Source organism: Erwinia sp. V71, assembly GCF_965644245.1.
GTDB lineage: Bacteria > Pseudomonadota > Gammaproteobacteria > Enterobacterales > Enterobacteriaceae > Erwinia.
On sequence record NZ_CBFFRK010000063.1, the window covers coordinates 1 to 25,788 of the forward strand.

The window sequence follows — 25,788 nt, forward strand, 5'->3', positions numbered from 1 at the left end:
AGAGCGGGCATCGTGAAAAGTCTATGTCAAAGAAAGGGTTATGTTCTCATAATTGACGATTAAATCGCACCTTCCTTTGGTCTGTTGCTGGTAAAACGCATCTATAACACCGGCAAAATTACCATCTCCGGTGCGATAGCCGAGAAGTACGGCACCTCCACCAAAAACATTATCTCGCTGATCATGATCTACGCCCTGCTGCTGGTGAACGTGGGTAACTACGTCAGCGGCGCGGCAGCCATCTCTACCGTGTTAAAAGTGAATCTGCCTGTCGCCGCCTTTATCACCGCGATTGTCAGTACTTTCTATTTCGCCTTTGGCGGTATGAAAGGCATGGCGTGGGTAACGCTGCTGCACAGTGCGATTAAATACTTCGGTATTCTGGTGATCCTCGGCGTGGCGCTGCATATGACTGGCGGCATCAGCCCGATGATTCAGGAGATGCCGGACTTCTACTGGACCTGGGACGGCAACATCGGTGCCAGCACCATCTTTACCTGGCTGATCGGCACCATTGGTTCCATCTTCTGTACCCAGTTTGTGATTCAGGCGATCTCTTCCACGAAAGACGCCGCTTCCGCGAAACGCGCGACCTGGATTGCCTTCCTGTTCTGTCTGCCCATTGCGCTGGCGATTGCGGTGATCGGCGTCGCCGCGAAATATCTGCATCCCGAGATCAACAGCCTGTATGCCCTGCCGGTGTTCCTGCAGGATATGAACCCATGGCTGGCGGGCATTGTCACCACCTCACTGGTGGCATCGTTCTTTGTCAGCGTCAGTACCGTCGCGCTGGCGATTGCCTCACTGATCGTCAAAGATTTCTATGTGCCGTACCGCAACCCAACGCCGGAGCGCGAATTTAAAATGACGCGCTGGCTGTCGCTGGCGATCGGTTTCGCGCCACTGATCTTTGTCCTGTTCGTGCCGGAAGTGCTGAAACTGTCGTTCTTCACCCGTGCTATCCGCCTGTCCATCTCCGTAGTGGCGGTGATCGCCTTCTATCTGCCGTTCTTTAAGAGCGCACGCGGTGCCAATGCTGGCCTGATTGGTGCCTGCGTAGTGACCTCGGTCTGGTATCTGATGGGCGACCCGTTCGGCATCAACAATATGTATATCGCGCTGATTACCCCAGCGGTGATTATGCTGATTGACCGCCTGATCCCGTCACGCGCCGACAGCAAGAAAACCAAACATCATGTGCAAAAAAGTGGAGCCTAATATGACTCAGGAAACCGTCACCGTCGAACGCACTGGCGTACTCGGCCAGGCCGAACAGGACGCTCAGCAACTGACCGCCATGCTGCCTTCAGCGTGTCCGCAAAACCACGCAGCAAACCTGCTGCCACTGCCGAATGGCGACCTGTTGTGCGTGTGGTTTGCCGGGACGCAGGAAGGGATTGCCGATATCTCGATTTACTGCTCGCGACTGGATAAAGGCAGTAACCGCTGGTCAGAAGCGGAAAAACTGTCGGACGATCCAACCCGTTCTGAACAGAACCCGGTACTGTTCCTCGACCCGGATAATGTGCTGTGGCTGCTGTATACCGCGCAGAAATCCGGTAACCAGGACACCGCGATTGTGCGCTATCGCCAGTCCAGCGATCTTGGTCGCAGCTGGGGGCCGATAAACACCCTGCTCGATCAACCCGGCACCTTTATTCGCCAGCCGGTGGTGGTACTGAACAACGGCGACTGGCTGCTGCCGGTGTTCTACTGCCGCACCCAGCCTGGTGAAAAATGGGTGGGGAATAACGATGACAGCGCGGTGAAAATCTCCAGCGACAAGGGCAAGAGCTGGCGTGATGTCGCGGTGCCGGACAGCACCGGCTGCGTGCATATGAATATCACCCTGCTGCAGGACGGCAGTCTGCTGGCGCTGTACCGCAGTCGCTGGGCGGATGCGATTTACCAGAGCCGTTCTACCGATGGCGGCAACAGCTGGTCGGCTCCGCAGCCAACCGAACTGCCGAACAACAACTCATCGATTCAGGTCACCACCCTGAAAAACGGTCATCTGGCATTGGTGTTTAACAAGATGAGCGCAGCGGGTGCCACCGAGCGCCGCACCTCACTGTATGACGAAATTGAAGATGATGAGGATGATGTCGCGGTAGCCGTTGAACCGCAGGTGCAGACCGGTCGTACCGCTTTCTGGGGCGCACCGCGTGCACCGATGACGCTGGCAATCTCCACCGATGGCGGCAAAAGCTGGCCGTATCAGCGCAATCTGGACGAAGGCGACGGCTACTGCATGACGAACAACTCCCAGCAGAAGCTGAACCGCGAGTTCTCCTACCCGTCAGTGAAAGAAGGCGCAGATGGCGAACTGCATATTGCCTATACCTATTTCCGTCAGGCGATTAAATATGTGCGCGTCAGCGAAGCGTGGCTGCTGAAATAAGCTCATCACGGTTGCCTGCTCTGCGGGCAGCCGCTACAGGAGGTCACTATGATCACAGGTCATTTATCGGCGCTAAAACTGGCGACGTTGCCGCCGGTACTGTTCTCACTGCTGTCACGCCCAGAATTCAGTCTGGCGGCGCTGCAGGCGCATGATGATGGGAAAATTCAGCCGGAAGGCGCAGGCTGGTTCTGCCATATTGGTCCGGCGCACACCGCTGCACGTGAGACGCGTCACACGGAATATCACCGTCAGTATCTCGATATTCAGGTGGTGTTGTCCGGGGAAGAGATTATTCACTTCTCCTGCCAGGACGCGCGCGGTCAGGCTGCTGAAGAGCGGAAACCGGATCTGTTTATCGTCGAACAGCCGCAGCTGACGCAGGCCGTGCATCTGCGCGCCGGGGATTTTGTCACCTTTTATCCGGGTGAAGCGCACCAGGCGTTGTGTGCAGTGGGCGAACCGGCGGCAGTGCGCAAAGCGGTATTTAAAATCCCGCTGGCGATGCTGGAAACGGAGGGACAGGCATGACACGACATGCGCTGGTCACTGGCGCCAGTTCCGGCATTGGCGCGGCTATCACGGAGAAACTGTTGCAGGAAGGCTGGGCGGTTACCGGCCTGAGCCGCAGCGTGGTAACACGCGACAATCCGGCGTTTCGTTCACTGTCTGTCGACTTGTTTGATACCGCCGCATTAAAGCAGGCATTGTCCGATCTGCCTGCCGTGGATGCGGTGATCCATGCCGCGGGGATGATGAAAGCAGCGCCGCTGGGTGAACTGGATGAGGCCATCAGTGAACAGCTGTGGCAGTTGCATATCCGCGTGTCGGAAGTGCTGGCAAATCACTTTGCCCCACGCCTGCCAGCGGGCGGACGCATTGTGCTGATCGGCAGCCGCACCTCAACCGGCGCGGCGGGACGCAGCCAGTATGTCGCCACCAAATCGGCGATGAGAGGCATGGTGCGCAGCTGGGCCGCGGAACTGGCAACCAAAGGGATAACCGTCAATATTGTTGCCCCTGGCGCGACGGAAACGCCGATGCTGAAACAGCCAGGACGGGAGAGTTCACCACCGAAGCTGCCGCCGATTGGCCGCTTTATTCAGCCACAGGAAGTGGCGGAACTGGTGAATTATCTGCTGTCACCGCTGGCCGGCGCAATTACCGGCCAGGAGCTGGTGATATGTGGTGGTGCATCGCTGTGACCGATGCACATACTCCCCCGTGCTGCGGGGGAGAAACTTCCAGCGAATAAAATCCGCGCCGATAATCGCCAGAATGTGGTTTTGTTCCGTCAGCTTAACGATTTTATGTTGCCGTAGTGCTGATAATAATTCGCGCAGTTTGCCACTCTGGTCGAGATTTAACTGATGGCTCAGCTGGTTGCGCCCGGTAAAACAGTACAGGCCATCATGCGTCGCCAGGACTTCAAAACGAGCGTGGTGACCTTCAGCCAGAAAAGCAGAATGGCGCTCGGGACTCAGCCAGAATAAAGCGTCCAGGATGTCATTCCAGGCACGCCGGAGCAGATGCAATGAAGCATTCAGTCCGTAAACGGGTCGGCGATAGTCAGGTCTGCCTGACGCATCTTGTTCCTGAAATTTCCAGATAGCCTCATGATGAGATAAGCGGTTACGCAGTTCTCTGATACGGTTAAATTTCTTCTCAATCACATGACGACGAGTCCCTGTCGATGCACCTGGAAACAATACTGATGTGAGATGAGGCCAGAGCAACGAATTGTTGCGGGGTTCCTCGTACTCTTTTGTCAGAAAATTGGTCCAGAAGCCAAAATCCAGCCCGGAGATCAATCGCTCCGCTGTCAGCTCTTTACCCGTGTCGCGGATACGTTTTGACACCTTACGAATGCACTCTAGGCCGTTCTGTCATAGAGCGGGGCACCATTGCGATACTGAATATTCCCCCGGCCATCCACGCGGTAGCGTTTCCCCTGCCTGATCCAGGCCTTGTCACCCATATAACGTGGCAGATCAAAAATCCAGTTGGCATCAGTACGCCAGAGCGCATTCGCACCTGGCGGCGGGTTGTTGCGGATATGGTAGTCGAAGGCGTTTCGCAGCGTAACCTCAAGACAGTGCATCAGCGGCTGCATCGCACCAGAAAGCGTCTTATTCCAGTTATATCCGCCGAGTTCCTCACCAGGTTTCAGTTTGAGGACGTCCGTGTAAATCTGCAGCCGTTGAGCCGAGATAAAATCTTTCAGCAGCATGATGTCCTCCCTGGACATGAACACGAGGTAAGATTGACGGTGCCATCATCCCCCTGGTATAGTCGGCTCATCAAGGCACGGATTTCTTCGGACCCGTGCGTACGAGTTAGTACCGGAAAAGCCACCTCTCAGGGTGGCTTTTCTCGTTTCTGCCCGTCAGCAATGTAAGGCACTGTCGGCTGACTTTACTTCCCCTGCAAAAACAACCGATACGCCTTCACCACCGCAAAGAAATCTTCCACGCCGCAGAATGACAGACTCTCTTCGTCGTAGTAGCTCATCCCCTCTTCCAGCCCGTCGTCATCAAAGCTGAGCTGATTGGCGCGGATAATGATCTCTTCATCATCCATCCACAGCGTATATTCGTGTCCGACCCGCTGCCACTGACGTTCACTGCCCTTCAGCGCCTGCGCAGCCGCTTCCACTTCATCCAGCAGCGCCAGGTTCTCTTTCACCTCTTCATTGAACCAGTGGCCGACGGCTTCGTGATCCATCGACATACGCACCTTCACCACGCCGGTGACGTCACGCAAAAATTCGTATTCCATGCTGCTTTCCCCTGCCAGCTGACTGGCCTGTTATGCACTGCGACAGTGCATATTGTGCGCTTAGCGCGCGAATAATCTGATCTGGTGCGCATTATCGCAGTCTGCAAGACGAAAAACAGCGATTTCAGGGCCATTTATACCCTAAATAATTCAGGCAGCAGGCGGGCGCAGCCAACGCATCTGCTGCCTGAAGTATGACGGGTATAACACTGTGGCGCGTTTCTTGCGTGCTGATTGTCCGATCAGCTGAACACACCTTCCTTTTCGTCCAGACAGAGGCGTTTGCTATGGAACTGAAATGGTTTGAAGATTTTCTCAGTGTCTCACGTTGCTACAGCTTCACCCGCGCGGCGGATGAACGGCATATCACGCAGTCGGCGCTAAGCCGGCGCATCCGCCAGCTGGAAGAGTGGCTCGGCGTACCGCTGTTTGATCGCAAAACCTATCCGGTCACGCTCACCCCCGAAGGGCAGGCGTTTCTTGCCACTGCCAGTGAAACGGTATTCGCCATGTCGCACCTGCGCAATGATATGCATCAACGCTATCACCGCCGCACCGCAATACTGCGCTTCGCGATGCTGAATACCCTGTCGCTGACCTTTTTTCCTGACTGGATCAAGCAGATCAACCAGCAGCAACAGCTGGGCTATATCCGCCTCTGTGACCAGAAACCGACCTTTGTCGAACACATCTCACTGCTGCACAGCGAAGAAACCGATTTTCTGCTGACTTACGCTCACGACTCCGTAGCGTTGATCCAGCAGCTCAGCACCTACCCGATGCTGCGACTGGGGACAGAAAGCGCTATCGCCGTCTGTCGTCCCACCAGCGACGGTAAGCCACTGTATCCGATTGGCATTGACCGCGACCCGGTGCCGTATCTGAGCTACGGCCAGCACTCCTTCTTTGCCCACGCGCTGGCGAAGATAGCGAGCGTACAGGCGTTGCCGCTGACGCCAATATACGAAAACAGTATGTCGATTAACCTGAAAGCAATGGTGCTGTCGGGCAGCGGCGTCGCCTGGCTGCCGCACAGTCTGGTGCGTGACGAGTTAAACCAGGGTGAGCTGGTCCGTGCAGGCGACAAGCGCTGGGATGTGCCGCTGGATATCCGGCTGTATCGCCAGCCACATCTGCGCAATCCGCAGGCCGAACGCTTCTGGCGACGCGTTGAAGACACCCGGGAAATGTCAGCCGCCTGATCCCCCTGAATCATCATTACTCCCCTCTCCCGCCACGTGCCCCCAAAAGGGGCACAATTTTTGCGCCAAACTATTCCGTTTTGGAATGGGGCAGGCGAAATGCTCATTGGTATTTCGCCGCTACCGTCACGCATGCTGAATCCAGCGCCCCACCCAGCCAGCCCTGTGGATAAGGGAAAGCCGGGAGGTCGGAATCATCCACTCAATCCTGGAGTCATCCATGCCAAACAAAGCGTTAGTCTGCAAGCTGGTCGATGAGCACAAAAAAGAATTCTGCGATCTCAGCGACCGCGTGTGGGGAATGCCGGAAATCTGCTACACCGAATACCGTTCCGTTGCCGAGCACACTGCGATGCTGAAACAGCAGGGTTTCCGCGTCACAGAGAATGTCGCCGAAATCCCGACAGCCGTGATGGGCGAAGCCGGTGAAGGCGGCCCGATTATCGCCTTCCTTGGTGAATACGATGCGCTGCCAGGTCTGAGTCAGGAAGCCGGTGTGGCCTATCCTTCGCCGCTGCCGGGTAACGGCCAGGGCCATGGCTGCGGCCATAACCTGCTAGGTTCCGCCGCGATGCTGGCCGCCACCGCGCTGAAAGCGTGGCTGGCAGAGACCGGAACACCAGGCCGGGTGCGTTATTACGGATGTCCGGCGGAAGAAGGCGGCGCGGCGAAATCCTTTATGGCGCGTGCGGGTGCTTTTGACGGTGTTGATGTCGCGATCACCTGGCACCCGAGCGCCCACCACGAAGTGGCAAAACCGCAGTCACTGGCCAATACCCGCATGGACTTCTTCTTTACCGGTCGCGCTTCACATGCCGCCGCCTGCCCGCATCTCGGCCGCAGTGCGCTGGACGCCGCGGAACTGATGAATGTCGGCGTGCAGTTTCTGCGTGAGCACGTACCGCAGGATTCCCGTATCCACTACGCGATGCTCGATTCTGGCGGTATCGCGCCGAACGTGGTGCAGGCGAAAGCTGCAGTACGCTACGCCATCCGCTCACGTGATGTGCATGCGATGTTCGAACTGAATGAACGGGTGAAAAAAGTCGCCCACGGCGCGGCGATGATGACCGACACCAAAGTCGACATCAGCATTATGAGTGCCGTCTCCAACCTGCTTGGCAACCGTCCGCTGGAAGAGGCAATGCAGCGTAACTTCGACGAGCTGGGCACCGTACAGTTTGACGCCGCCGACCTCGCTTTTGCCGCCGAGATTCAGGCGACGCTGAGCGCCGAAGAGCTGGCGAGCGATGTGCGCAAAACCGGTATCAAACGCGCGAATCCGCAGCCGCTGAGTGACTTTATTATCCCGCTCGATACCCACGGCGAAGTGATGATGGGTTCCACCGACGTTGGCGATGTCAGCTGGGTGATCCCCACCGTGCAGGCGCACGTGCCAACCATGGCGATTGGCACCCCGGGCCACTCCTGGCAGCTGACTGCGCAGGGCAAGATGCCTGCGGCGCACAAAGGGCTGGCACATGTGGCGAAAATAATGGCGGCCACGGCGATTGATGTGCTGACCGACAAAGTGCTGCTGGCGCAGGTGAAAAAAGCGCACTTCGAGCAAACCAGCGAAGCGCCCTACAAATGCCCGATTCCGGCTGAGGTGAAACCACCAATTCAGCCACGCCCCGCCGATCTGTGATCCCTTTATCCTCTGGAGCGATAACAATGAACAAACTGAAACCCATTGCCGCCAGCCTGCTGTTAACGGGTCTGTTTAGCGCGGCCAGCCAGGCAGCCACTCCACCGGATTCACTGGTGATGGCGTGGAATATCGACGCCATCAGCACCTGGGACCCGGCGCAGATTGGTGAGGTGGTGACCAACGAAATCTATACCAACACCTGCGATACGCTGGTGGATTTCGCCGAGAAAGATGAAAAACAGGTGGTGCCCGGCCTGGCAAAAAGCTGGGATGTCTCCGCCGACCGTAAGCAGATCACCTTCCATCTGCAGCCGAATCTGAAATTTTCCGATGGCTCACCGGCGACAGCGGGCGATCTTGCCTGGTCGTTGCAGCGCGTGGTGAAACTGGGCTATGGCAACGCCGCGGCAATTAAAGAGTACGGTTTCACCAAAGAGAATGTTGACCAGACCGTGACCGCGCCGGATGACCATACGCTGGTGCTGACGTTCGATAAAGCCTACCCGACCAACCTGGTGTTACAGGCGATTGCCGCCAATAACGTGTCATCACTGATTAACCGCAAGCTGGTGGAGAAAGAAGCGGTGGATGGCGACTTTGGTCATAAATATCTCTCCACCCGTACCGCCTGCGTCGGCCCGTATCAGCTGGTGCGCTGGAACGCGGGTGAAGGTGTCGTATTGCAGGCCACGCCGAACTACTGGGGCACGCCGCCAAAACTGCAGCGCGTGCTGATTCGTCATGTCGTGGAAACCGGCACCCAGCGTCTGCTGCTGACGCAGGGCGACGTCGATATTGCCCGTGACCTGTCGGCCGATGACCTGAAAACCCTTGATGAAGGCGGCAAGGTTAAAGTCGAGAAGGTGCTGAAACCGCAGCTGTTTTTCTGGACCTTCAACAATGAAGATCCCATTTTCAAAAATGAGAAAGTGCGCCTGGCGATGCGCTACCTGATCGATTACGACGGACTGGCGCGTAATGTGATGCCATACCTTGGCGTACCGCGCGCCAGTTTCGCCCAGCTCGGTGCGTTCGGCGCGCTGGACGAGAAAGAGGGCCAGCCGTTCAAACTGGATCTGGCCAAAGCCAAACAATTGCTGACCGAAGCCGGTTACCCGAACGGTTTCACCTCATCGGTGATTTTCGGCACCCTGCCGCACTCGGCGCCAATTGCTCAGAGTATTCAGCAGAACGCCGCCAAAGTGGGCGTCAAACTCACCCTCGAACGGATGGCGAATGCTCAGCTGTTCAGCCGCGCACGCGGACGTGAATTCCAGAGCGCGATGATGGCGTGGCAAACCTCAGTACCGGATGCCTACGGTAACGCCTCACGCCTGGTGTTTAACCCGGACAACAGCAAAGAAGCCCGCGCCACCCAGTACCCAAGCTGGCGTGCCGCTTACTACGACGAGCAGCTGAACAAGCAGGTGGAAGCGGCGCTGCTGGAGCCGGATGATACCAAACGTATTGCGATGTATGCCGATCTGCAACGTGAAGTGATGCAGAAAGGGCCAATGGCCATCATGTTCCAGATGTACAACACCGCGGGCATCAGCCCGGCCGTGAAATCGTGGAGCTGGAACGGTTTCCGCGTCTGGTACAACAACGCGAGTAAATAACGGAGGCCGCCCATGTCGCAGCTTTATCCGCAACAACCACTGACACTGGCGCCCTCTCCTCTCTGGCGCCGCCTGCGGGCGGCGCTGAAAGGCGCGGTCTCCATCTTATGTACGCTGCTGGGGCTGGCGGCACTGACCTTCTTTATTGGCCGTCTGTTGCCGATCGACCCGGTAGTCGCAGTGATCGGCGACAACGCCGGGCAGGAAGCCTACGACCAGATGTACCGACAGCTGGGGCTGGATCAGCCGCTGTGGAAACAGTTTATCGACTATATCTGGCAGCTGGCGCATCTCGATTTTGGTATTGCGCTGACCACCAGCCATCCGGTGGCGCAGGATATCGCCCGTGTGTTTCCCGCTACGCTGGAACTGGCGACGGTGGCAGCGATTATCGGCGTCGGCCTCGGTATCCCGGCCGGGGTGGTGTCCGCCATGTACCGCAATTCATGGTTCGATCATCTGATGCGTTTTATCGGCCTGCTCAGCTACTCCACGCCGCACTTCTGGCTCGGGCTGATGGGGCTGCTGCTGTTCTACGCCTCACTGGGCTGGATCGGCGGGCCGGGACGCATCGATTTTATCTATGAGTTCGAACTGCAACAGAAAACCGGTTTCTGGCTGGTGGACAGCCTGCTGGCGGGCAACTGGCAGGTGTTCGCCAATGTCTTCAGCCATATTATTTTGCCGGCATCGATTCTCGGCCTCAATTCGCTGGCCTACATCAGCCGCATGGTGCGCAGCTTTATGATTGAGCAGCTGTCGCAGGAGTACATCATCACCGCCCGCGTCAAAGGGCTGTCATGGGCGCGCTGTGTCTGGGTCCATGCATTACGCAATATCGCCGTGCCGACCCTGACGGTGGTGGCGCTCTCCTGGGCGTGGCTGCTGGAAGGCGCGGTACTGACTGAAACCGTTTTTGCCTGGCCGGGTTTTGGCCGCTATCTCACCAATGCGCTGCTGGCGGGTGATATGAACGCGGTCGTCGGTTGCACCCTGCTGATCGGCGGCATCTTTGTGGTGCTGAATCTGCTGTGTGACCTGCTCTACCGTCTGTTCGACCCGCGCACGCGTCAGGAGGATCAATGACCGACTCCGTAAACAAATCCGCGCCGCCGCGCCAGAGCACCACGCTGCGCAGCTGGCTAAGCGCCCCGGCGCCCGCCTCGCCATTTCAGGCGCGCATGCAACAGCTGTGGCTGCAGTGGCGACGTTTTTGCGCCAACCATTCGGCGCTGTTTGGTCTGCTGGTGCTGTTGCTGGTACTGGCCGCTGCGCTGTTTGCGCCGTGGCTGAGCAGCCACGATATCTATGCACAGGATCTGAATCACCGCCTGCAACACCCGAGTGCACAGCACTGGCTGGGGACAGATGAACTGGGGCGTGATATCTACAGCCGCCTGCTGCACGGCGCTCGCATTACGCTGTATATCGCCGGGCTGACCGCGCTGATTATCACCCCGCTGGGTCTGATCATTGGTGCCGCAGCCGGTTATCTCGGTGGCTGGGTGGATACGGTGCTGATGCGACTGGTGGATATTTTTCTCGCCTTCCCCAGCCTGATTCTGGCGCTGGCGTTTGTCGCCGCACTGGGGCCGGGCATTGAGAATGCCATCATCGCCATTTCGCTGTCGTCATGGCCGCCGATTGCCCGTCTGGCGCGGGCGGAAACCCTGTCGATCCGCAAGATGGACTATATCGCCGCAGTGCGCTTACAGGGCGCATCCGCCTGCCACATTATCCTGCGCCATATTATGCCGATGTGCCTGCCCTCGGTGGTGGTGCGCGTCACGCTGAATATGGCGGCGATTATCCTCACCGCTGCCGGTCTCGGTTTTCTCGGTCTGGGCGCGCAGGCACCCAGCCCGGAATGGGGCGCGATGCTGGCGTCCGGCCGCGAGTTTATGCTGAACAATGGCTGGATTGCCGCCATTCCCGGTTTAGCGATTCTGTTCACCAGTCTGGCCTTTAACCTGCTCGGCGACGGCCTGCGCGACGTTATGGATCTGCGCCATGAATAACAGCCTGCTGCAGGTGGAAAACCTGAACATTGTCTTTAAAGGTGCGCACCAGGATCACCACGCAGTGCGCGATGTCTCCTTCACCGTCGGACGCGAAAAGCTGGCAATTGTCGGCGAGTCCGGCTCCGGTAAATCGCAAACCTGCCGGGCGCTGCTGAAACTGACACCCAAAATCGGTCGGGTGACCGCCGATAAAATGCAGTTTGGCGATATCGATCTGCTGGCCGCCAGTGAAAAACAGATGCGCCAGATTCGCGGCGGACGCATTTCGATGATCCTGCAGGACCCGAAATTCTCGCTCAATCCGCTGATGCGGATCGGCGATCAGATCAGTGAAGCGTATCGCCTGCATACCCAGGCAAGTAAAAGTGTGGCGCGCGAACGGGCGCTGGCGATGCTGGAATCGGTACATATCCGTGACGTGGAGAAAGTGTATCAGCTGTATCCCCATGAGATTTCCGGTGGTATGGGGCAGCGTGTGATGATCGCCATGATGCTGATCCCGGAACCGGACCTGATTATCGCCGATGAGCCGACCTCGGCGCTGGACGTCACGGTGCGCCAGCAGGTGCTGAGTATCCTTGATGAGCTGCTGGCGCGACGCAATACCGGGCTGCTGTTTATCACCCATGACCTGAATCTGGTGTCACGTTTCTGCGACCGTGTGCTGGTGATGTATGCCGGACGCATCGTCGAGGAGATTGCCGCCAGCGAGCTGCAGCACGCCTGCCATCCCTATACCCGGGCGCTGCTCGCCAGCCAGCCACGGCTGCATCAGCCGGTGGAGATGCTCAGTGTTCCCACCCGTGACGCCGCCTGGTTAAACGGCCCCAGCTGGCGCAATGGAGTCGCATTATGATGATCCCCACACAACAGCGCAGTGTCGAAACGGTGAATCTCAATATCGCCTTTGGTCACGGCAGTCAGCGACGTCAGGTGGTGCGCGATGTCAGTTTTACCCTTGCGGCAGGCGAAAGCTACGGCCTGATTGGTGAATCCGGTTGCGGCAAATCCACCATTCTGCGCGCGCTGGCAGGCCTGAATGACGATTATCAGGGCGCGATTCTGTTCGATAACAAAGAGCAGCAACCGCAGCGCGAAAAAGCGTTTTATCGCCAGGTGCAGATGGTGTTTCAGGACCCGTATGCCTCACTCCATCCCCGCAAAATGGTGTGGAATGCGCTGCGGGAACCGTTGCAGCTGCATGGTCTCGACCGCCATGAACAGCGCATCAGCGAGGTGCTGCATGCGGTGGGACTGAACGACTCGTTCCGCTACCGCTATCCGCATCAGTTATCCGGCGGCCAGCGTCAGCGGGTGGCGATTGCACGCGCCCTGATTATGGAGCCGTCGGTGCTGCTGCTCGACGAACCCACCTCCGCGCTGGATGTGTCCGTGCAGGCAGAGATCCTCAATCTACTGGCCACCATGCGCCAGCAGCGCAAGCTGACCTATCTGATGGTGACCCACGATCTGGCGGTGGTCACCCATCTGTGCCAGCGCGTGGCGATTATGCATCAGGGTATTCTGCTGGAAGAGCTGAGCGCTGACGCGCTGCGGCGTGGTGAAGCGCGCGAGGAGTACACCCGTCATTTCCTCGCCGCCAGCGAGAGTTAAGGAGTCATTCGCATGTTTGAGCGTTTAAGCCGCTATCTGCACACCATCCCCAGTGATGCCCTGTTGGTACTGCATCAGGGCGAGGTGATCTTCAACCAGGGGGATATGACACATCGCTTTCAGTGTCACTCGATGCGCAAAAGTTTTCTCAGTGCGCTGATCGGCACGGCCGTCGCCGAACAGCAATTCGACCTGTCGCTGACCTTACAGACGCTGGGCATCGATGATCGGGAAGGGCTGTCGGAAGTGGAGAGCCAGGCCACACTGTACGACCTGCTGACCGCCCGCTCCGGCATCTCTCACCCGGCTAATTATGAAACCGCGTGGATGCGGCGCATCAAACCACCACGCCATCTGCATGCGCCGGGGGAAAACTGGTGTTACAGCAACTGGGATTTTAATGCGCTCGGCAGTGCCTGGCGGCAACTGGTGGATAAGCCGATTCATCAGGCGTTTGATCAGCGCATCGCGCAACCCGTGGGGATGGAGGATTTCCGCCCCACGGAAGATGGCTGGATGGAGCCGGGAGCATTTTCAGTGCATCCGGCGTATCCCTTCCGCCTCTCCACCCGCGACCTGGCGCGCTTTGGTCAGCTGTTTTTACAGCAGGGCGAGTGGCAGGGACAGCAGGTACTGCCCGCCAGCTGGGTGCGCACCAGCACCGCGCCGATTTCACATGCCGGGGATCGTGGTGCCTATGGCTATATGTGGTGGGTCAGCCGTGATGGCATCGCCTGGCCGGAAGTCATGCTGCCGCCGGGCAGCTACTCAGCCCAGGGCGCGGGTGGCCATTTCTGCCTGGTGATGCCTGCGCTACAGATGGTGGTGGCGCATCGCGTGGATACCGACCAGTCAGGCCGGGAAGTGAATCGTTTTCAGATCGGTAAATTGCTCCAGCTGTTGCTGGAAGATGCCGCAGCAGGAGGAATTCAATGACGGTAAGTGAAAGCATCGCTGCGTGGTGTCTCAGCCACCCGCCTTTCAGTGAACGGGCATACCAGCTGGCACAGCAGGCGATTACCGATACGCTGGCCTGCCTGTATGCCGGGCGTGATGATTTTTCTACCCAGGCCGTGCAGCAGGCGTGGGCGCACTATGACAGCCAGCCTGCCGCGATTATCGCGTTGCTGAATGGCACCGCGGCGCATGCCATCGACTATGACGATAATTTCGGCCCCGGCATGAGTCACGCCTCGGCGGTGCTGGTGCCCGCGCTGCTGGCGGTGGCGCTGGCGGAAAATCGTGATGGCGCGGCGCTGCTGGACGCCTATCTGATTGGTCTGCAGGCGCAGGCGTTTATTGGCGAAGTGTTAAGCAACAGCCACTATACCGCTGGCTGGCACGGCACATCGACGGTTGGCTGCATCGGCACAGCGGCTGGCATTGCCTGGCTGAAGGGGCTGGATCAGGCGGGGATCGCGCGCACTCTGTCGATTGCCGTCAGCTTTGCCAGTGGTGTGAAAGGCCAGTTTGGAACGCCGTTAAAGCCGTTCCATGCGGGCATGGCGGCACGTAACGCCATTGACGCCGCAGAGCTGGCAGCCTCGGGCATGAGCGGGCGCATGGATATTATCGAAGGGGAAATGGGACTGTTGCAGCTGTTTGCCGGTGCGGATTATCAGCCAGCGATGGTGCAACGCTGGCAACATCAGACACAGCATGTGATTGAAACGGTCGGCGTGATGCCGAAAAAACACCCCTGCTGTGGCTCCACGCATCGCATTCTCGATGCAATTGCCGACCTGCAGGCACTGCATGCGTTTAGTGCTGAGGATGTGGAGTCCGTCGACACCAAAGTCGGTATCGCTAACTGGCGTAATCTGGCGTACACCCAGCCCGAAGACGAGATGCAGGCGCGTTTCTCGATGAATTACTGCGTGGCGGTGATGCTGGAAAAAGGCATGCTCAGCGTGGCGGACTTTACGCCGCAGCGGGTCGCGCGTCAGGCCGATGCCCGCCGTCTGGCACAGATTAGCATGAGCAGCTGGAGCGCCGCCGAGGAAGCCGAACAGGGCAATCTGCCACATATTGTCACGATTACGCTGAAAGATGGCCGCATGCTTAGCGCGGAAAGGCTAAGCGCTAAAGGCTCGCTGGCTGAACCGTTCAGTGAAAGTGATCGCCAGCAGAAGTTCGCCGACTGTTGCGGCAATTTGCGTGGCTATGCGGAGATTTATCAACGGCTGGGGAATTTGTCGCAGGAGAAGAGTCTGGGATTTTTGCGTAAGCTGATGGTGTGAAACCGGAGATCCCCTCCCCCGCGATGCGGGGGAGGGAGAGTGGAATCCCCCACCATGATGAGGAGGGAGATAAGGCAGTTACACCGCAGTCTGGAAAATCACGCCATCCGCTTTGTCGGTGTACTGGCCCAACTGGTCAAAGTTGAGATAGCGATAGGTATCCACCGCCGTCTTATCCACCTGCTCCATATACTGCAGATACTCTTCCGGCGTAGGCAGTTTGCCTAACAGGGAAGCGACCGCAGCCAGTTCCGCTGATGCCAGGAACACATTCGCGCCAGTCCCCAGACGGTTCGGGAAGTTACGGGTCGAGGTTGATACCACGGTTGCGCCATCTGCCACACGCGCCTGGTTACCCATGCAGAGTGAGCAACCCGGGATCTCGATACGCGCGCCGCTCTTACCAAACACGCTGTAGTAACCCTCTTCCGTCAGCTGCGCCGCATCCATCTTGGTTGGTGGCGCAACCCACAGGCGGGTTGGCAGCTGGCCTTTGTGCGCATCCAGCAGTTTACCGGCAGCACGGAAGTGGCCGATGTTGGTCATACAGGAACCGATAAACACTTCATCGATTTTCTCGCCCTGCACATCCGACAGCAGACGCGCATCATCCGGATCGTTTGGCGCACACAGAATTGGCTCTTTGATCTCCGCCAGATCGATGTCGATCACTGCCGCGTACTCTGCGTCAGCATCGCCTTCCAGCAGCTGAGGATCTTCCAGCCATTTCTCCATGCCCTGGATACGACGCTCCAGCGTACGACGGTCACCGTAACCTTCGGCAATCATCCACTTCAGCAGCACGATATTGGAGTTCAGATACTCAATAATCGGCTCTTTATCCAGCTTGATGGTACAGCCCGCAGCGGAACGTTCAGCAGACGCATCGGTCAGCTCAAACGCCTGCTCCACTTTCAGTTTTGGCAGACCTTCAATTTCCAGGATACGACCAGAGAAGATGTTTTTCTTACCTTTCTTCTCGACGGTCAGCAGGCCCGCTTTGATGGCGTACAGTGGGATCGCGTGCACCAGATCGCGCAGGGTGATGCCCGGCTGCATTTCGCCTTTAAAGCGCACCAGCACCGATTCCGGCATATCCAGCGGCATCACGCCTGTCGCCGCAGCAAACGCCACCAGACCGGAACCGGCCGGGAAGGAGATGCCAATCGGGAAACGGGTATGGGAGTCACCGCCGGTGCCCACGGTATCCGGCAGCAGCATACGGTTCAGCCAGCTGTGGATCACGCCATCGCCCGGACGCAGCGACACGCCGCCACGGTTCATAATAAAGTCAGGCAGGGTGTGGTGGGTGGTCACGTCAACCGGCTTCGGATAAGCGGCGGTGTGACAGAAGGACTGCATCACCAGATCGGCGGAGAAACCGAGGCAGGCGAGGTCTTTCAGTTCATCACGGGTCATTGGGCCCGTGGTGTCCTGTGAACCCACAGAGGTCATTTTCGGTTCGCAGTAAGCGTCCGGACGCACACCCGCAACGCCACAGGCGCGCCCCACCATTTTCTGCGCCAGTGAATAACCGCGGCTGCTCTCTGCCACGTCTTTCGCCTGACGGAATACATCACTGTGCGGCAGACCCAGCGCTTCACGCGCTTTGGTGGTCAGGCCACGGCCGATAATCAACGGAATACGGCCACCCGCGCGCACTTCATCAATCAGCACGTCGGTTTTCAGTTCGAAGTTCGCCAGCACTTCATCGGTGTCATGGTTACGCACTTCGCCTTTGAACGGATAGATATCGATCACGTCGCCGGTATTGAGATTATCGACATCGACTTCGATCGGCAGTGCACCGGCATCTTCCATGGTGTTGAAGAAGATTGGCGCAATTTTGCCGCCCAGCACCACGCCGCCGCCTTTTTTATTCGGCACGTAAGGGATATCGTCGCCCATAAACCACAGCACCGAGTTGGTGGCGGATTTACGTGAAGAACCGGTCCCGACCACGTCACCGACGTAAACCAGCGGGAAGCCTTTTTCTGCCAGCGCTTCAATCTGCTTAATCGGGCCGACCACGCCAGGCTGATCCGGCTCAATACCTTCACGGGCGTTTTTCAGCATCGCCAGCGCGTGCAGTGGGATATCAGGACGTGACCAGGCATCAGGTGCCGGTGACAGGTCATCGGTGTTGGTTTCGCCGGTGACTTTAAAGACGGTAACGGTGATTTTTTCTGCCAGCGATGGGCGCGACAGGAACCATTCGGCGTCCGCCCAGGACTGCATCACCTGCTGTGCATGTGTGTTACCCGCTTTAGCTTTCTCTTCCACATCGTAGAAGTTGTCAAACATCAGCAGCGTATGGGACAGCGCTTTGGCGGCAATCGGCGCCAGTTTGGCATCGTCGAGAGCATCAATCAGCGGATGAATATTGTAACCGCCCTGCATGGTGCCCAGCAGTTCAACGGCCTTTTCGGGAGTAACCAGAGGAGAGGTCGCTTCGCCTTTGGCGATTGCCGCGAGGAAGCCTGCTTTCACATAGGCAGCTTCATCAACACCTGGTGGGACACGATTAATTAACAGATCGGAAAGGAATTCTTCTTCACCTGCTGGTGGGTTTTTTAGCAGTTCAACCAGCGCGGCCATTTGGGAAGCATCTAACGGTTTAGGAACGATCCCTTCGGCAGCACGCTCGGCAACGTGCTTACGGTATTCTTCTAGCACGACGTTCTCCTCGCTCTCATTGTATTTAGCTTTCCGGCCACCATTGTCAGGGCGACGTGATGAATCATCCTCGTCCGGGTATGGCACAGAGTAAGGTGCCCGGGATAGCGAGGGTCAGCATAGCAGGATTTCGTTCGCTTGTTAATCTGTTTACAAAAAAGCAACATTATCGGATAAGCGGCGAAAAATAGCGTTTAAACAGGCAGAAAGCAGGTGAGATGCGGCATTGTGCGACACCGGGTGGTGAAAAAACCTGCCGGATATCACCATAACCTGTCTGACATTCCCACAATAATTCCTTCACTTTTTATTCTGTTTCCTGCCGATGCCCGATGCGATGGTCTACGCTTTTTTTGCCACGCCTGCTGCCGCCGCGTGCATAACATCGTCAATCTACTGGCAGGGAGCCATACCGTGAATGACCTTTCGATTAACAGCAATATCATCGCCTATACGCAAGACAATCAGCAGCCGCCGCAACTCCCCACGATACAGGCATTCACATTCATCCCTCAGATAGTCGCCGTGAGTCCGGGCACCTGTTACATTCCGGTGATGCTCACGACATCACCGGAATATCCCAGCCCCATTCCCGTGGAGAATAAACAGCCTGAGCCGCCCACTCCCAACCGATTACCATACCCCGACAAGTCCGACCCCAGCTTCAGGTGGCGCCGTCCACCCGCGGCGATTTTGCCGAACCAGCCTTATCCCAAAGCGTTCTCTGCCTATGAGAAATCAATACAAGCCATTATCGCTGCGAATAAGTCAGGCAAGCGGCTCCGCCAGCCGAATGGACCGACGCCCCACCGTTCTGAGTGCCAGAAGCAGACAGCAAGCGAGTCATTCCCCGGTTTGTGCCAAAGTAAAGTATTCCAGCAGCAACAGGAACCGGTGAATAAACGTCCGCCGCCCCCTTATCAGTCCCGTCTGCCGCGGGCAGAAGATCTGATAAAACAGGCGGGTACATCGCCTTCGCCGTCAGGTAAACATCCTGACCAGGCAACGACGTCACTCAGCAGTCGCGGAGAATTGATTAAGCAGCAAATTGAAGAAAGCGATCCGCGTTTTATCAGTAAAAAAATGCGGCATCCAGACAGTTTTGCGGCCAGTTTGCTGGAGCTGTGTCCCGGGCTGCACACCACCGATCTGGTGCTGCTGACGGGTGTACAATACGACACGGCGGCACTGCTGCGCGCGCTGCGTAAAGTACCGCTGACAGAGGCTGGTGAACGACTTAAGCAGCGGCTGTCCTCGCCTGACTGGAATCCTTATCAGCCACTTGCCGGCGAAGATTCGCTCAAATGGGCCATACGGGTGAGTGATATGGATTACCAGCTGGAGCCAGAGGATATCGTTAAAATCCGGCCCTGCTGCATTAAATCATTAAGAAAACACCAGCTACGTCGCCCCCCGCTTTCCGCTAACGCGCAGCAGGTAATGGAGGCGCTGAACTCAGCGTTTCCCGAAAAATTTGCCCGGCGTCAGGACGAGGGCTGGAAGGAGTGGTTTGACCGTTTAGCGCAGCATGAACCGCGGCTGACCCATAACGAACTCGTTACCCTGACGGGTTTTTACCCCGATGTTGAACATCAATACCCGTTCAACATCATCCAGCCGCCCGCCAGCCGCTCGCCTTCTGCTGTACAGTCTGCGACCCGGGTATCAAAAAAAGCGCTTAGCCCCCCCTCCTCCACTCTGCATGAAGCAGAGTATGCACGCTCACAGGCGGTCAGCCTGGCGGTACAGGATCAGATCCTGCGCACAAAAGGGCTGATACGGGTGGCAAATAATAGCGATACCCGCACCGCATACCGTAACTGCCTGTTAATCGCATTGTTGCAGCATGCCACAAAGGACTACACACAAAGCCCTGTGCTGTGCCAGCTGGTTAATAACTATCGCCAGTGGCTTGTCAGCCAGGGCTGGCAGGGACATGCCAGCGGATTTGGCCCGGACGGCTATATGGCTTTTGGCCATCAGGGGGAAACCACACAGGGCGCTGCGGCGGCATTACTGGAGATGATTAACAGTAACCTGATGAAAGGGGACTTGCCGCCATTACGGGTGATTAACTACAGCTTTGCCGCCGGTATGGAATTTGAGGAAATCCTCGGCTCTCAGGCACCTGATGCCAGGGTCGTGCATATCGTCAATACCGGCCAGCATTTTGAAGCGCTGATTGCCGCCCCGGCAGACAACCAGACGTAACACAGGGGCGCATACCCCGCTGCAATGTCAGCGCGCGCTGTCCGTTATGACACAGCCAGGCGGTATACTGCCTGGCTGAGGGATGCGGGTTATGCCTGTTCCACCAGTGACATCTCCAGCGCGTTATAGCGTTCGCCCATCACATTCTGGCGGATAAACAGCGTATCCAGCACGGCGATATCTGCTGCTGCCAGAACAAGCTCCACTGCCCGGCAGTTATCTTCCAGATGTGCAATCTGTCGCGCGCCCGGAATCGGTACAATGTGCTCGCCTTTGGCTAACACCCATGCCAGCGCCAGCTGCGCCGCGGAGCAGTGATACTTCGCCGCCATATCCTTTAACTGCTGTACCAGCTGCTGGTTATGCTCCAGCGCCTGTGGCTGAAAGCGTGGCAGGCCACGACGGAAATCACCGGCCTCCAGCGAAGCGAGATCAGGCATTTTTCCCGACAAAAAACCACGTCCCAGCGGGCTGTAAGGGACAAAACCAACATTCAGCTGCTGGCAGGCAGCAAGAATACCCTGCTCAGGATCGCGGCTCCACAGCGAATATTCACTCTGCACCGCGGTAATCGGGTGCACAGCACAAGCGCGGTTCAGCGTGGCGACGGAGACTTCAGACAATCCCAGGTGCAAGACCTTACCTTCGCGCACCAGATCCGCTATCACGCCAACCACCTCTTCAATCGGCACCGTCGGATCAATACGGTGCTGGTACAGCAGGTCGATAACCTCAACATCCAGACGCTGCAACGATGCTTCCACCACCTGACGGATATGTTCAGGCTGGCTGTTGATGCCGGTAATCCGTTCCAGCCCCTCCCCCTGTTCACCAATCTGGAAACCAAACTTGGTGGCGATCTTAATGTTGCCACGACGTCCTTTTAACGCCTTACCGATCAGGATTTCGTTGGTGAACGGACCGTAAATTTCAGCGGTGTCGAGGAAATCGATGCCGAGATCGAACGCGCGATGCAGGGTGTTAATCGCCTGTTTTTCATCAGCTTTGCCATAGGCGAAGCTCATTCCCATGCAGCCCAGTCCCAGCGCCGAGACTTCAAAGTTTTCACTACCCAATACTCTGCGTTTCATCATCTTTTCCTGTTAAGTAAGCACAGAGTAGTTATACTTTTCCCGATTATTTTCAACAATTGATGTATTTAATCTGAATTAGTGAATATAAATCATCAATATGAACAATCGAGCTTCCCTGCAGGAACTGGAAATCTTCGCGGCTATCGCCCGTCACCTGAGTTTTCGCAAGGCGGCGGAAGAGCGCAATGTCACGCCGTCAACGCTTAGCCATGCGATGACACAGCTGGAACAGCGCATTGGTCTGCGTTTGTTACAACGCACGACGCGCAGTGTCGCGCTGACTGAAGCAGGCCACGCATTTCTCGCCCGTATCCAGCCCGCGCTGAGCGATCTGACCGATGCGGTAGACGATCTCAACAGCTGGCGGGCAGAACCACGCGGCACCCTGAGACTTAATATGCCGCGGGCGGCGGAAACGTTCTTTTTTCACGACCTGCTGCTGCCGTTTAAACAGGCGTATCCGGATATCACACTGGAAATTGCCAGTAATGATGGCTTCGTGGACATTGTGGCGGAAAGTTTCGACGCCGGGGTGCGTTACGGCAATGAGATCGCTCAGGATATGGTGGCGATCCCATTCGGCCCACCACTGCGACTGATTGCCGTTGCCAGCCCGGCCTTTATTGAGCGCCACGGACAGCCTGAGCAGCCAGAAGCATTACGTCATTTCAGCTGCATTCAGCGCCGTTTTTCCAGTGGCAAACTGTATAAATGGGAATTTGCCCGCCAGCGTAAACGTCTGGAGATCGCCACTCAGGGCGACCTGATCCTCGATAACGATCACGCCATCGCCAGAGCCGCCTGTGCCGGAGCAGGCATCGCCTTTTTGCACCAGGAATCTGTCAGAGCAGAACTGGCGGACGGCCGGCTGGTGGCATTGCTGGAAGATTACAGCATTGAACTGGGCGGATTATGGCTTTACTACCCTGGGCGAAAATACCTTGCCACGCCATTGCGCCACTTCATTAACTGGCTGCAACAGTACAATCAGCAATTCAGTTAACCACTAAATAACCGGCGTTGATTATCGGTTAAGGAAGCGCGGTTTACAGCATAAAACGTCGGCAGTATAGTGCTTCTCGTTTAATTCCGTGGAGAAACCTTTTTGGACAGTTACCGAATCCATTAAGGCAAGCCTGATGCTTGCCGCCCTGGCAAGCAGTGATGGCGATCATCGTCTGCTGACCCGATGAATAAACAGACGAGTGACGATCATGTTGATGCATACCCATACCCTGCTCCCTCCGGGTTAACCTCCCGCTAGCGCTGATGCGCACCTGGCCTGCGCCCTTTTTGCGCGGGTGACTTCTTTTTTACTCATGCAAGGAGCCACAAATGGACGAGCACCCCCGAACGCAACGTAATACGCGTTGCGCAGGAGCAGTGAACTAGTTTTCCCTCCCCCTCTGCAACGCCATCTTTTTCGCGCCGATCTCATCCTGAGAGGATTCGGTGCGCGCAAAATTTGGAGTACAAGAGATGACTCAGCTAATCGATATCGCGCAGTACACACCGCGCCAGCGCGCAAATCCGCCTGAACACTGGCGCATTGCCGACGAGGCGCAGGTAAGCCTCGACACCACCTTCGCCACCCTGAACAGCAGCGCAGAAGGGCTGACTCACCGCCAGGCGGAGGAACGGCTGGCACAGTTTGGTCTTAATCAGGTCGCGCAGGAGAAAGCGCCTCACGCGCTGATCCAGTTGCTGCTGGCGTTTAATAATCCGTTTATTTTTGTCCTGATGGGCCTGGCCGCCATTAGTTTCTTTACCGACTACTGGCTGCCGGCACGCAAGGGCGAAGAGACGGACCTCACCGGTGTCACCATTATGCTGGTGATGATTAGCCTGAGCGGATTGCTGCGTTTCTGGCAGGAATTCCGTACCAATAAAGCGGCCGATGCGCTGAAATCACTGGTGCAAACCCGGGTCACGGCGCGTCGTCGCACTGACGATCGCGCCACAGCACAGTGGATCGACGTTAATCAGCAACATCTGGTGCCTGGCGATATTATTTCGTTGTCCGCTGGCGATATCATTCCGGCCGATGTGCGGCTGATCGACACGCGCGACCTGCTGGTCAGCCAGGCGGCGCTGACCGGCGAAGCACTGCCGGTAGAAAAATGTTGCCTGAATGACGCGCAGCATGCCCTGCACGATATCGGCGAAAATGCGCTGCCCGGCTTAGCCAATATTTGCCTGATGGGGTCCTCTGTGATCAGCGACCATGCGACGGCGATTGTGGTGGCCACCGGCAGCCAGAGCTGGTTTGGCTCGCTGGCGAAAAATATCGTCGGCAAACGTGCGCCAACGTCATTTGACCGCGGCGTCAACAGCGTGAGCTGGCTGCTGATCCGTTTTATGGCGATTATGGTGCCGGTGGTGCTGGTAATTAACGGTCTGAGCAAAGGCGACTGGCTGGATGCCACGCTGTTCGCGCTGGCCGTGGCTGTCGGACTGACACCGGAAATGCTGCCGATGATCGTCAGCACCAACCTGGCGAAAGGTGCGATGGCGATGGCACGGCGCAAAGTGGTGGTGAAACGCCTTAATGCGATGCAGAACTTTGGCGCGATGGATGTGCTGTGCACCGATAAAACCGGCACCCTGACTGAAGACCATATTGCGCTGGCGCAGCACCTCGATATTCTCGGCCGTCCCTGCCGTCAGGCATTGCAGCTGGCCTGGCTGAACAGCGTCCACCAGAGTGGCATGAAAAATCTGATGGATCGCGCGGTGCTGGAATTTGCCCGTGATGACCGTTGTCTGCCACGTGACTGGCGCAAAATTGACGAACTGCCGTTTGATTTCACCCGCCGCCGTCTTTCCGTCTCGCTGAGTGATGATCGCGGTCAGCATCAGCTGATCTGCAAAGGCGCAGTGGAAGAGGTGCTGGCGATCAGCACACATCTGGAGCAGAGCGGCCAGATTGTCGCGCTGGATCAGGGCTGGCGTGACGAGATCCTGCAACGCGCGGCGGCATTTAATCAGCAGGGTTATCGCGTGCTGCTGGTCGCCACCCGCAAGCTGGATTCACAGGGCTGGCATCAGCGCCTGCTGCCGGAGGATGAACGTGATCTTACCTTATGCGGTATGCTGACGTTCCTCGATCCGGTCAAAGCCAGTGCCGCCGCAGCGATTTGTGCCCTGCGCGATAATGGCGTGCAGGTGAAAGTGCTGACCGGCGACAGCCCGCTGATCACGGCGAAAATCTGCCGCGATCTGGCCATTGATGCTGGCGTGCCGCTGCTGGGTGAAGAGATCGAGCAGATGAGCGACGAGCAGCTGCAAGCGCGCGTCGGGCTGCATACCATTTTTGCCCGTCTGACACCGTCGCAAAAAACCCGCGTGGTGACGCTGTTGCAGGCTAACGGTCATACCGTCGGTTTTCTCGGTGACGGTATTAATGATGCCGAAGCCTTGCATGCAGCGGACGTCGGTATTTCCGTCGACAACGCCACGGATATTGCCAAAGAGTCAGCAGATATTATTCTGCTGGAAAAGAGCCTGCTGGTACTGGAGCAGGGTGTGCTGGCGGGGCGCCAGACCTTTGGCAATATCATCAAATATCTCAACATTACCGCCAGCTCTAATTTCGGCAATGTGTTTTCGATTCTGGTCGCCAGTGCCTTTATTCCGTTTTTGCCGATGCTGGCAATCCAGCTGCTGTTACAGAATCTGATTTACGATATCTCCCAGCTGGCGCTGCCGTGGGACAAAATGGATAAGGCGTTTGTGCGTAAGCCACGCAAATGGGACGCGAAAAATATTGGCCGCTTTATGCTGTGCATGGGACCGATCTCATCGATCTTTGATATCACCACCTTTGCGCTGATGTGGCATGTTTTTGGCGCCAACAGTGTCGATCATCAGACGCTGTTCCAGTCTGGCTGGTTTATCGAGGGGTTGCTGTCACAAACGCTGGTGGTTCATATGCTGCGTACCCGGCAGATTCCGTTTATTCAGACGCGCGCCAGCTGGCCGATTATGCTGACCACGCTGCTGGTGGTGATTATCGGTATTGGCCTGCCGTTCTCACCACTGAATAGCGCATTTGGTTTACAGCCGCTGCCGCTGGCGTATTTCCCGTGGCTGCTGGCGACACTGTTGGGTTACTGCCTGCTGAGCCAGGGGGTGAAGCAGCTTTATATCCGCCGTTTTGGACAGTGGTTCTGAAAAGATTGACGTACCGTCCCTCCCCCGGGAAATGTACGGTCCGGGGACACAGTGAACACTTGTTCGGGGACATGGTAGACACTTACAACTAAGGCATAAGAACCCGTT

The 25,788-nt window shown here is 57.1% G+C and carries 20 protein-coding genes and 1 pseudogene; 16 read left to right on the plus strand and 5 right to left on the minus strand.

The window, feature by feature from the left end; genetic code table 11:
- Nucleotides 1–69: 69 nt before the first annotated feature.
- From ACSZO1_RS13745 to ACSZO1_RS13760, 4 genes and pseudogenes are all read left to right on the plus strand, one after another.
- A pseudogene (locus ACSZO1_RS13745) lies at nt 70–1,218 on the plus strand (sodium:solute symporter family protein); the annotation flags it as partial.
- A 1-nt stretch (nt 1,219) separates the two neighbouring features.
- A complete protein-coding gene (locus ACSZO1_RS13750) occupies nt 1,220–2,401 on the plus strand; it encodes a sialidase family protein (RefSeq protein WP_437613448.1) in 1,182 nt (393 codons plus the stop codon).
- A 48-nt stretch (nt 2,402–2,449) separates the two neighbouring features.
- On the plus strand, nt 2,450–2,932 hold the full coding sequence (locus ACSZO1_RS13755; RefSeq protein ID WP_437613450.1) for a YhcH/YjgK/YiaL family protein: 483 nt from the start codon (nt 2,450–2,452) through the stop codon (nt 2,930–2,932).
- Complete coding sequence (locus ACSZO1_RS13760) at nt 2,929–3,606, plus strand: SDR family NAD(P)-dependent oxidoreductase (protein ID WP_437613452.1); 678 nt, start codon at nt 2,929–2,931, stop codon at nt 3,604–3,606. Before ACSZO1_RS13755 ends, ACSZO1_RS13760 begins: the two co-directional genes overlap by 4 nt.
- Here ACSZO1_RS13760 and ACSZO1_RS13765 read toward each other — a convergent pair.
- From ACSZO1_RS13765 to yacL, 3 genes are all read right to left on the minus strand, one after another.
- A complete protein-coding gene (locus ACSZO1_RS13765) occupies nt 3,544–4,260 on the minus strand; it encodes a hypothetical protein (protein WP_437613454.1) in 717 nt (238 codons plus the stop codon). The two genes, ACSZO1_RS13760 and ACSZO1_RS13765, sit on opposite strands and share 63 nt — an antisense overlap.
- Before the next feature lie 14 nt (nt 4,261–4,274).
- Nucleotides 4,275–4,631 carry a hypothetical protein gene (locus tag ACSZO1_RS13770; protein WP_437613456.1) on the minus strand — a complete coding sequence of 119 codons (357 nt, stop codon included), beginning with the start codon at nt 4,629–4,631 and terminating at the stop codon, nt 4,275–4,277.
- 185 nt (nt 4,632–4,816) lie between these two features.
- Entirely contained in the window at nt 4,817–5,179 is a 363-nt protein-coding gene (yacL, locus tag ACSZO1_RS13775) for a protein YacL (protein ID WP_437613458.1), read from the minus strand.
- 287 nt (nt 5,180–5,466) lie between these two features.
- On the opposite strand from yacL, the gene ACSZO1_RS13780 reads away from it, so the two are divergent.
- The 9 genes from ACSZO1_RS13780 (at nt 5,467) to ACSZO1_RS13820 (ending at nt 15,526) form a co-directional block, all read left to right on the plus strand.
- Nucleotides 5,467–6,381 carry a LysR family transcriptional regulator gene (locus ACSZO1_RS13780; RefSeq protein WP_437613460.1) on the plus strand — a complete coding sequence of 305 codons (915 nt, stop codon included), beginning with the start codon at nt 5,467–5,469 and terminating at the stop codon, nt 6,379–6,381.
- Nucleotides 6,382–6,601: 220 nt separating this feature from the next.
- Nucleotides 6,602–8,029 (plus strand): M20 family metallopeptidase, encoded by a 1,428-nt coding sequence (locus ACSZO1_RS13785; protein ID WP_437613462.1) that lies wholly within the window; start codon nt 6,602–6,604, stop codon nt 8,027–8,029.
- Nucleotides 8,030–8,055: 26 nt separating this feature from the next.
- Nucleotides 8,056–9,651, plus strand: coding sequence for an ABC transporter substrate-binding protein (locus tag ACSZO1_RS13790; protein WP_437613464.1), 1,596 nt, complete (start codon nt 8,056–8,058; stop codon nt 9,649–9,651).
- A gap of 12 nt (nt 9,652–9,663) precedes the next feature.
- On the plus strand, nt 9,664–10,737 hold the full coding sequence (locus ACSZO1_RS13795) for an ABC transporter permease (RefSeq protein WP_437613466.1): 1,074 nt from the start codon (nt 9,664–9,666) through the stop codon (nt 10,735–10,737).
- Entirely contained in the window at nt 10,734–11,669 is a 936-nt protein-coding gene (locus ACSZO1_RS13800; protein WP_437613468.1) for an ABC transporter permease, read from the plus strand. The genes ACSZO1_RS13795 and ACSZO1_RS13800 overlap by 4 nt, the downstream gene beginning before the upstream one ends.
- Entirely contained in the window at nt 11,662–12,528 is an 867-nt protein-coding gene (locus ACSZO1_RS13805; protein ID WP_437613470.1) for an ABC transporter ATP-binding protein, read from the plus strand. Before ACSZO1_RS13800 ends, ACSZO1_RS13805 begins: the two co-directional genes overlap by 8 nt.
- Nucleotides 12,528–13,286, plus strand: a complete 759-nt coding sequence (locus tag ACSZO1_RS13810) for an ABC transporter ATP-binding protein (RefSeq protein ID WP_437613486.1) — start codon at nt 12,528–12,530, stop codon at nt 13,284–13,286. The genes ACSZO1_RS13805 and ACSZO1_RS13810 overlap by 1 nt, the downstream gene beginning before the upstream one ends.
- A gap of 12 nt (nt 13,287–13,298) precedes the next feature.
- Nucleotides 13,299–14,222 (plus strand): serine hydrolase domain-containing protein, encoded by a 924-nt coding sequence (locus ACSZO1_RS13815; protein WP_437613472.1) that lies wholly within the window; start codon nt 13,299–13,301, stop codon nt 14,220–14,222.
- Nucleotides 14,219–15,526, plus strand: coding sequence for an MmgE/PrpD family protein (locus tag ACSZO1_RS13820; RefSeq protein ID WP_437613474.1), 1,308 nt, complete (start codon nt 14,219–14,221; stop codon nt 15,524–15,526). The genes ACSZO1_RS13815 and ACSZO1_RS13820 overlap by 4 nt, the downstream gene beginning before the upstream one ends.
- Nucleotides 15,527–15,604: 78 nt before the next feature.
- Here the strand turns inward: ACSZO1_RS13820 and acnB are convergent, their stop codons facing one another.
- A complete protein-coding gene (acnB, locus tag ACSZO1_RS13825) occupies nt 15,605–18,202 on the minus strand; it encodes a bifunctional aconitate hydratase 2/2-methylisocitrate dehydratase (protein WP_437613476.1) in 2,598 nt (865 codons plus the stop codon).
- Between the two features lie 894 nt (nt 18,203–19,096).
- On the opposite strand from acnB, the gene ACSZO1_RS13830 reads away from it, so the two are divergent.
- The gene (locus ACSZO1_RS13830) at nt 19,097–20,413 is read left to right on the plus strand and encodes a hypothetical protein (RefSeq protein ID WP_437613478.1); all 1,317 of its coding nucleotides are present in this window, start codon (nt 19,097–19,099) and stop codon (nt 20,411–20,413) included.
- 89 nt (nt 20,414–20,502) lie between these two features.
- Here ACSZO1_RS13830 and ACSZO1_RS13835 read toward each other — a convergent pair whose 3' ends face one another.
- Nucleotides 20,503–21,504 carry an aldo/keto reductase gene (locus ACSZO1_RS13835; protein ID WP_437613480.1) on the minus strand — a complete coding sequence of 334 codons (1,002 nt, stop codon included), beginning with the start codon at nt 21,502–21,504 and terminating at the stop codon, nt 20,503–20,505.
- A gap of 100 nt (nt 21,505–21,604) precedes the next feature.
- Between ACSZO1_RS13835 and ACSZO1_RS13840 the strand changes: the two genes are divergently transcribed.
- Both ACSZO1_RS13840 and mgtA read left to right on the plus strand, forming a co-directional pair.
- A complete protein-coding gene (locus tag ACSZO1_RS13840) occupies nt 21,605–22,510 on the plus strand; it encodes a LysR family transcriptional regulator (RefSeq protein WP_437613482.1) in 906 nt (301 codons plus the stop codon).
- 476 nt (nt 22,511–22,986) lie between these two features.
- A complete protein-coding gene (gene mgtA, locus ACSZO1_RS13845) occupies nt 22,987–25,680 on the plus strand; it encodes a magnesium-translocating P-type ATPase (protein ID WP_437613484.1) in 2,694 nt (897 codons plus the stop codon).
- Nucleotides 25,681–25,788 lie beyond the last annotated feature (108 nt).

What these genes read in the sequence shown, in the direction of transcription:
- ACSZO1_RS13810 (WP_437613486.1), top strand. Translation starts at nt 12,528, where the DNA reads ATGATCCCCACACAACAGCGCAGTGTCGAAACGGTGAATCTCAATATC.
- ACSZO1_RS13790 (WP_437613464.1), top strand. Translation starts at nt 8,056, where the DNA reads ATGAACAAACTGAAACCCATTGCCGCCAGCCTGCTGTTAACGGGTCTG.
- ACSZO1_RS13760 (WP_437613452.1), top strand. Translation starts at nt 2,929, where the DNA reads ATGACACGACATGCGCTGGTCACTGGCGCCAGTTCCGGCATTGGCGCG.
- ACSZO1_RS13835 (WP_437613480.1), bottom strand. Translation starts at nt 21,504, where the DNA reads ATGAAACGCAGAGTATTGGGTAGTGAAAACTTTGAAGTCTCGGCGCTG.
- ACSZO1_RS13800 (WP_437613468.1), top strand. Translation starts at nt 10,734, where the DNA reads ATGACCGACTCCGTAAACAAATCCGCGCCGCCGCGCCAGAGCACCACG.
- ACSZO1_RS13750 (WP_437613448.1), top strand. Translation starts at nt 1,220, where the DNA reads ATGACTCAGGAAACCGTCACCGTCGAACGCACTGGCGTACTCGGCCAG.
- ACSZO1_RS13815 (WP_437613472.1), top strand. Translation starts at nt 13,299, where the DNA reads ATGTTTGAGCGTTTAAGCCGCTATCTGCACACCATCCCCAGTGATGCC.
- mgtA (WP_437613484.1), top strand. Translation starts at nt 22,987, where the DNA reads ATGACTCAGCTAATCGATATCGCGCAGTACACACCGCGCCAGCGCGCA.
- yacL (WP_437613458.1), bottom strand. Translation starts at nt 5,179, where the DNA reads ATGGAATACGAATTTTTGCGTGACGTCACCGGCGTGGTGAAGGTGCGT.
- ACSZO1_RS13755 (WP_437613450.1), top strand. Translation starts at nt 2,450, where the DNA reads ATGATCACAGGTCATTTATCGGCGCTAAAACTGGCGACGTTGCCGCCG.
- ACSZO1_RS13780 (WP_437613460.1), top strand. Translation starts at nt 5,467, where the DNA reads ATGGAACTGAAATGGTTTGAAGATTTTCTCAGTGTCTCACGTTGCTAC.
- ACSZO1_RS13805 (WP_437613470.1), top strand. Translation starts at nt 11,662, where the DNA reads ATGAATAACAGCCTGCTGCAGGTGGAAAACCTGAACATTGTCTTTAAA.
- ACSZO1_RS13820 (WP_437613474.1), top strand. Translation starts at nt 14,219, where the DNA reads ATGACGGTAAGTGAAAGCATCGCTGCGTGGTGTCTCAGCCACCCGCCT.
- ACSZO1_RS13770 (WP_437613456.1), bottom strand. Translation starts at nt 4,631, where the DNA reads ATGCTGCTGAAAGATTTTATCTCGGCTCAACGGCTGCAGATTTACACG.
- ACSZO1_RS13785 (WP_437613462.1), top strand. Translation starts at nt 6,602, where the DNA reads ATGCCAAACAAAGCGTTAGTCTGCAAGCTGGTCGATGAGCACAAAAAA.
- ACSZO1_RS13795 (WP_437613466.1), top strand. Translation starts at nt 9,664, where the DNA reads ATGTCGCAGCTTTATCCGCAACAACCACTGACACTGGCGCCCTCTCCT.
- ACSZO1_RS13840 (WP_437613482.1), top strand. Translation starts at nt 21,605, where the DNA reads ATGAACAATCGAGCTTCCCTGCAGGAACTGGAAATCTTCGCGGCTATC.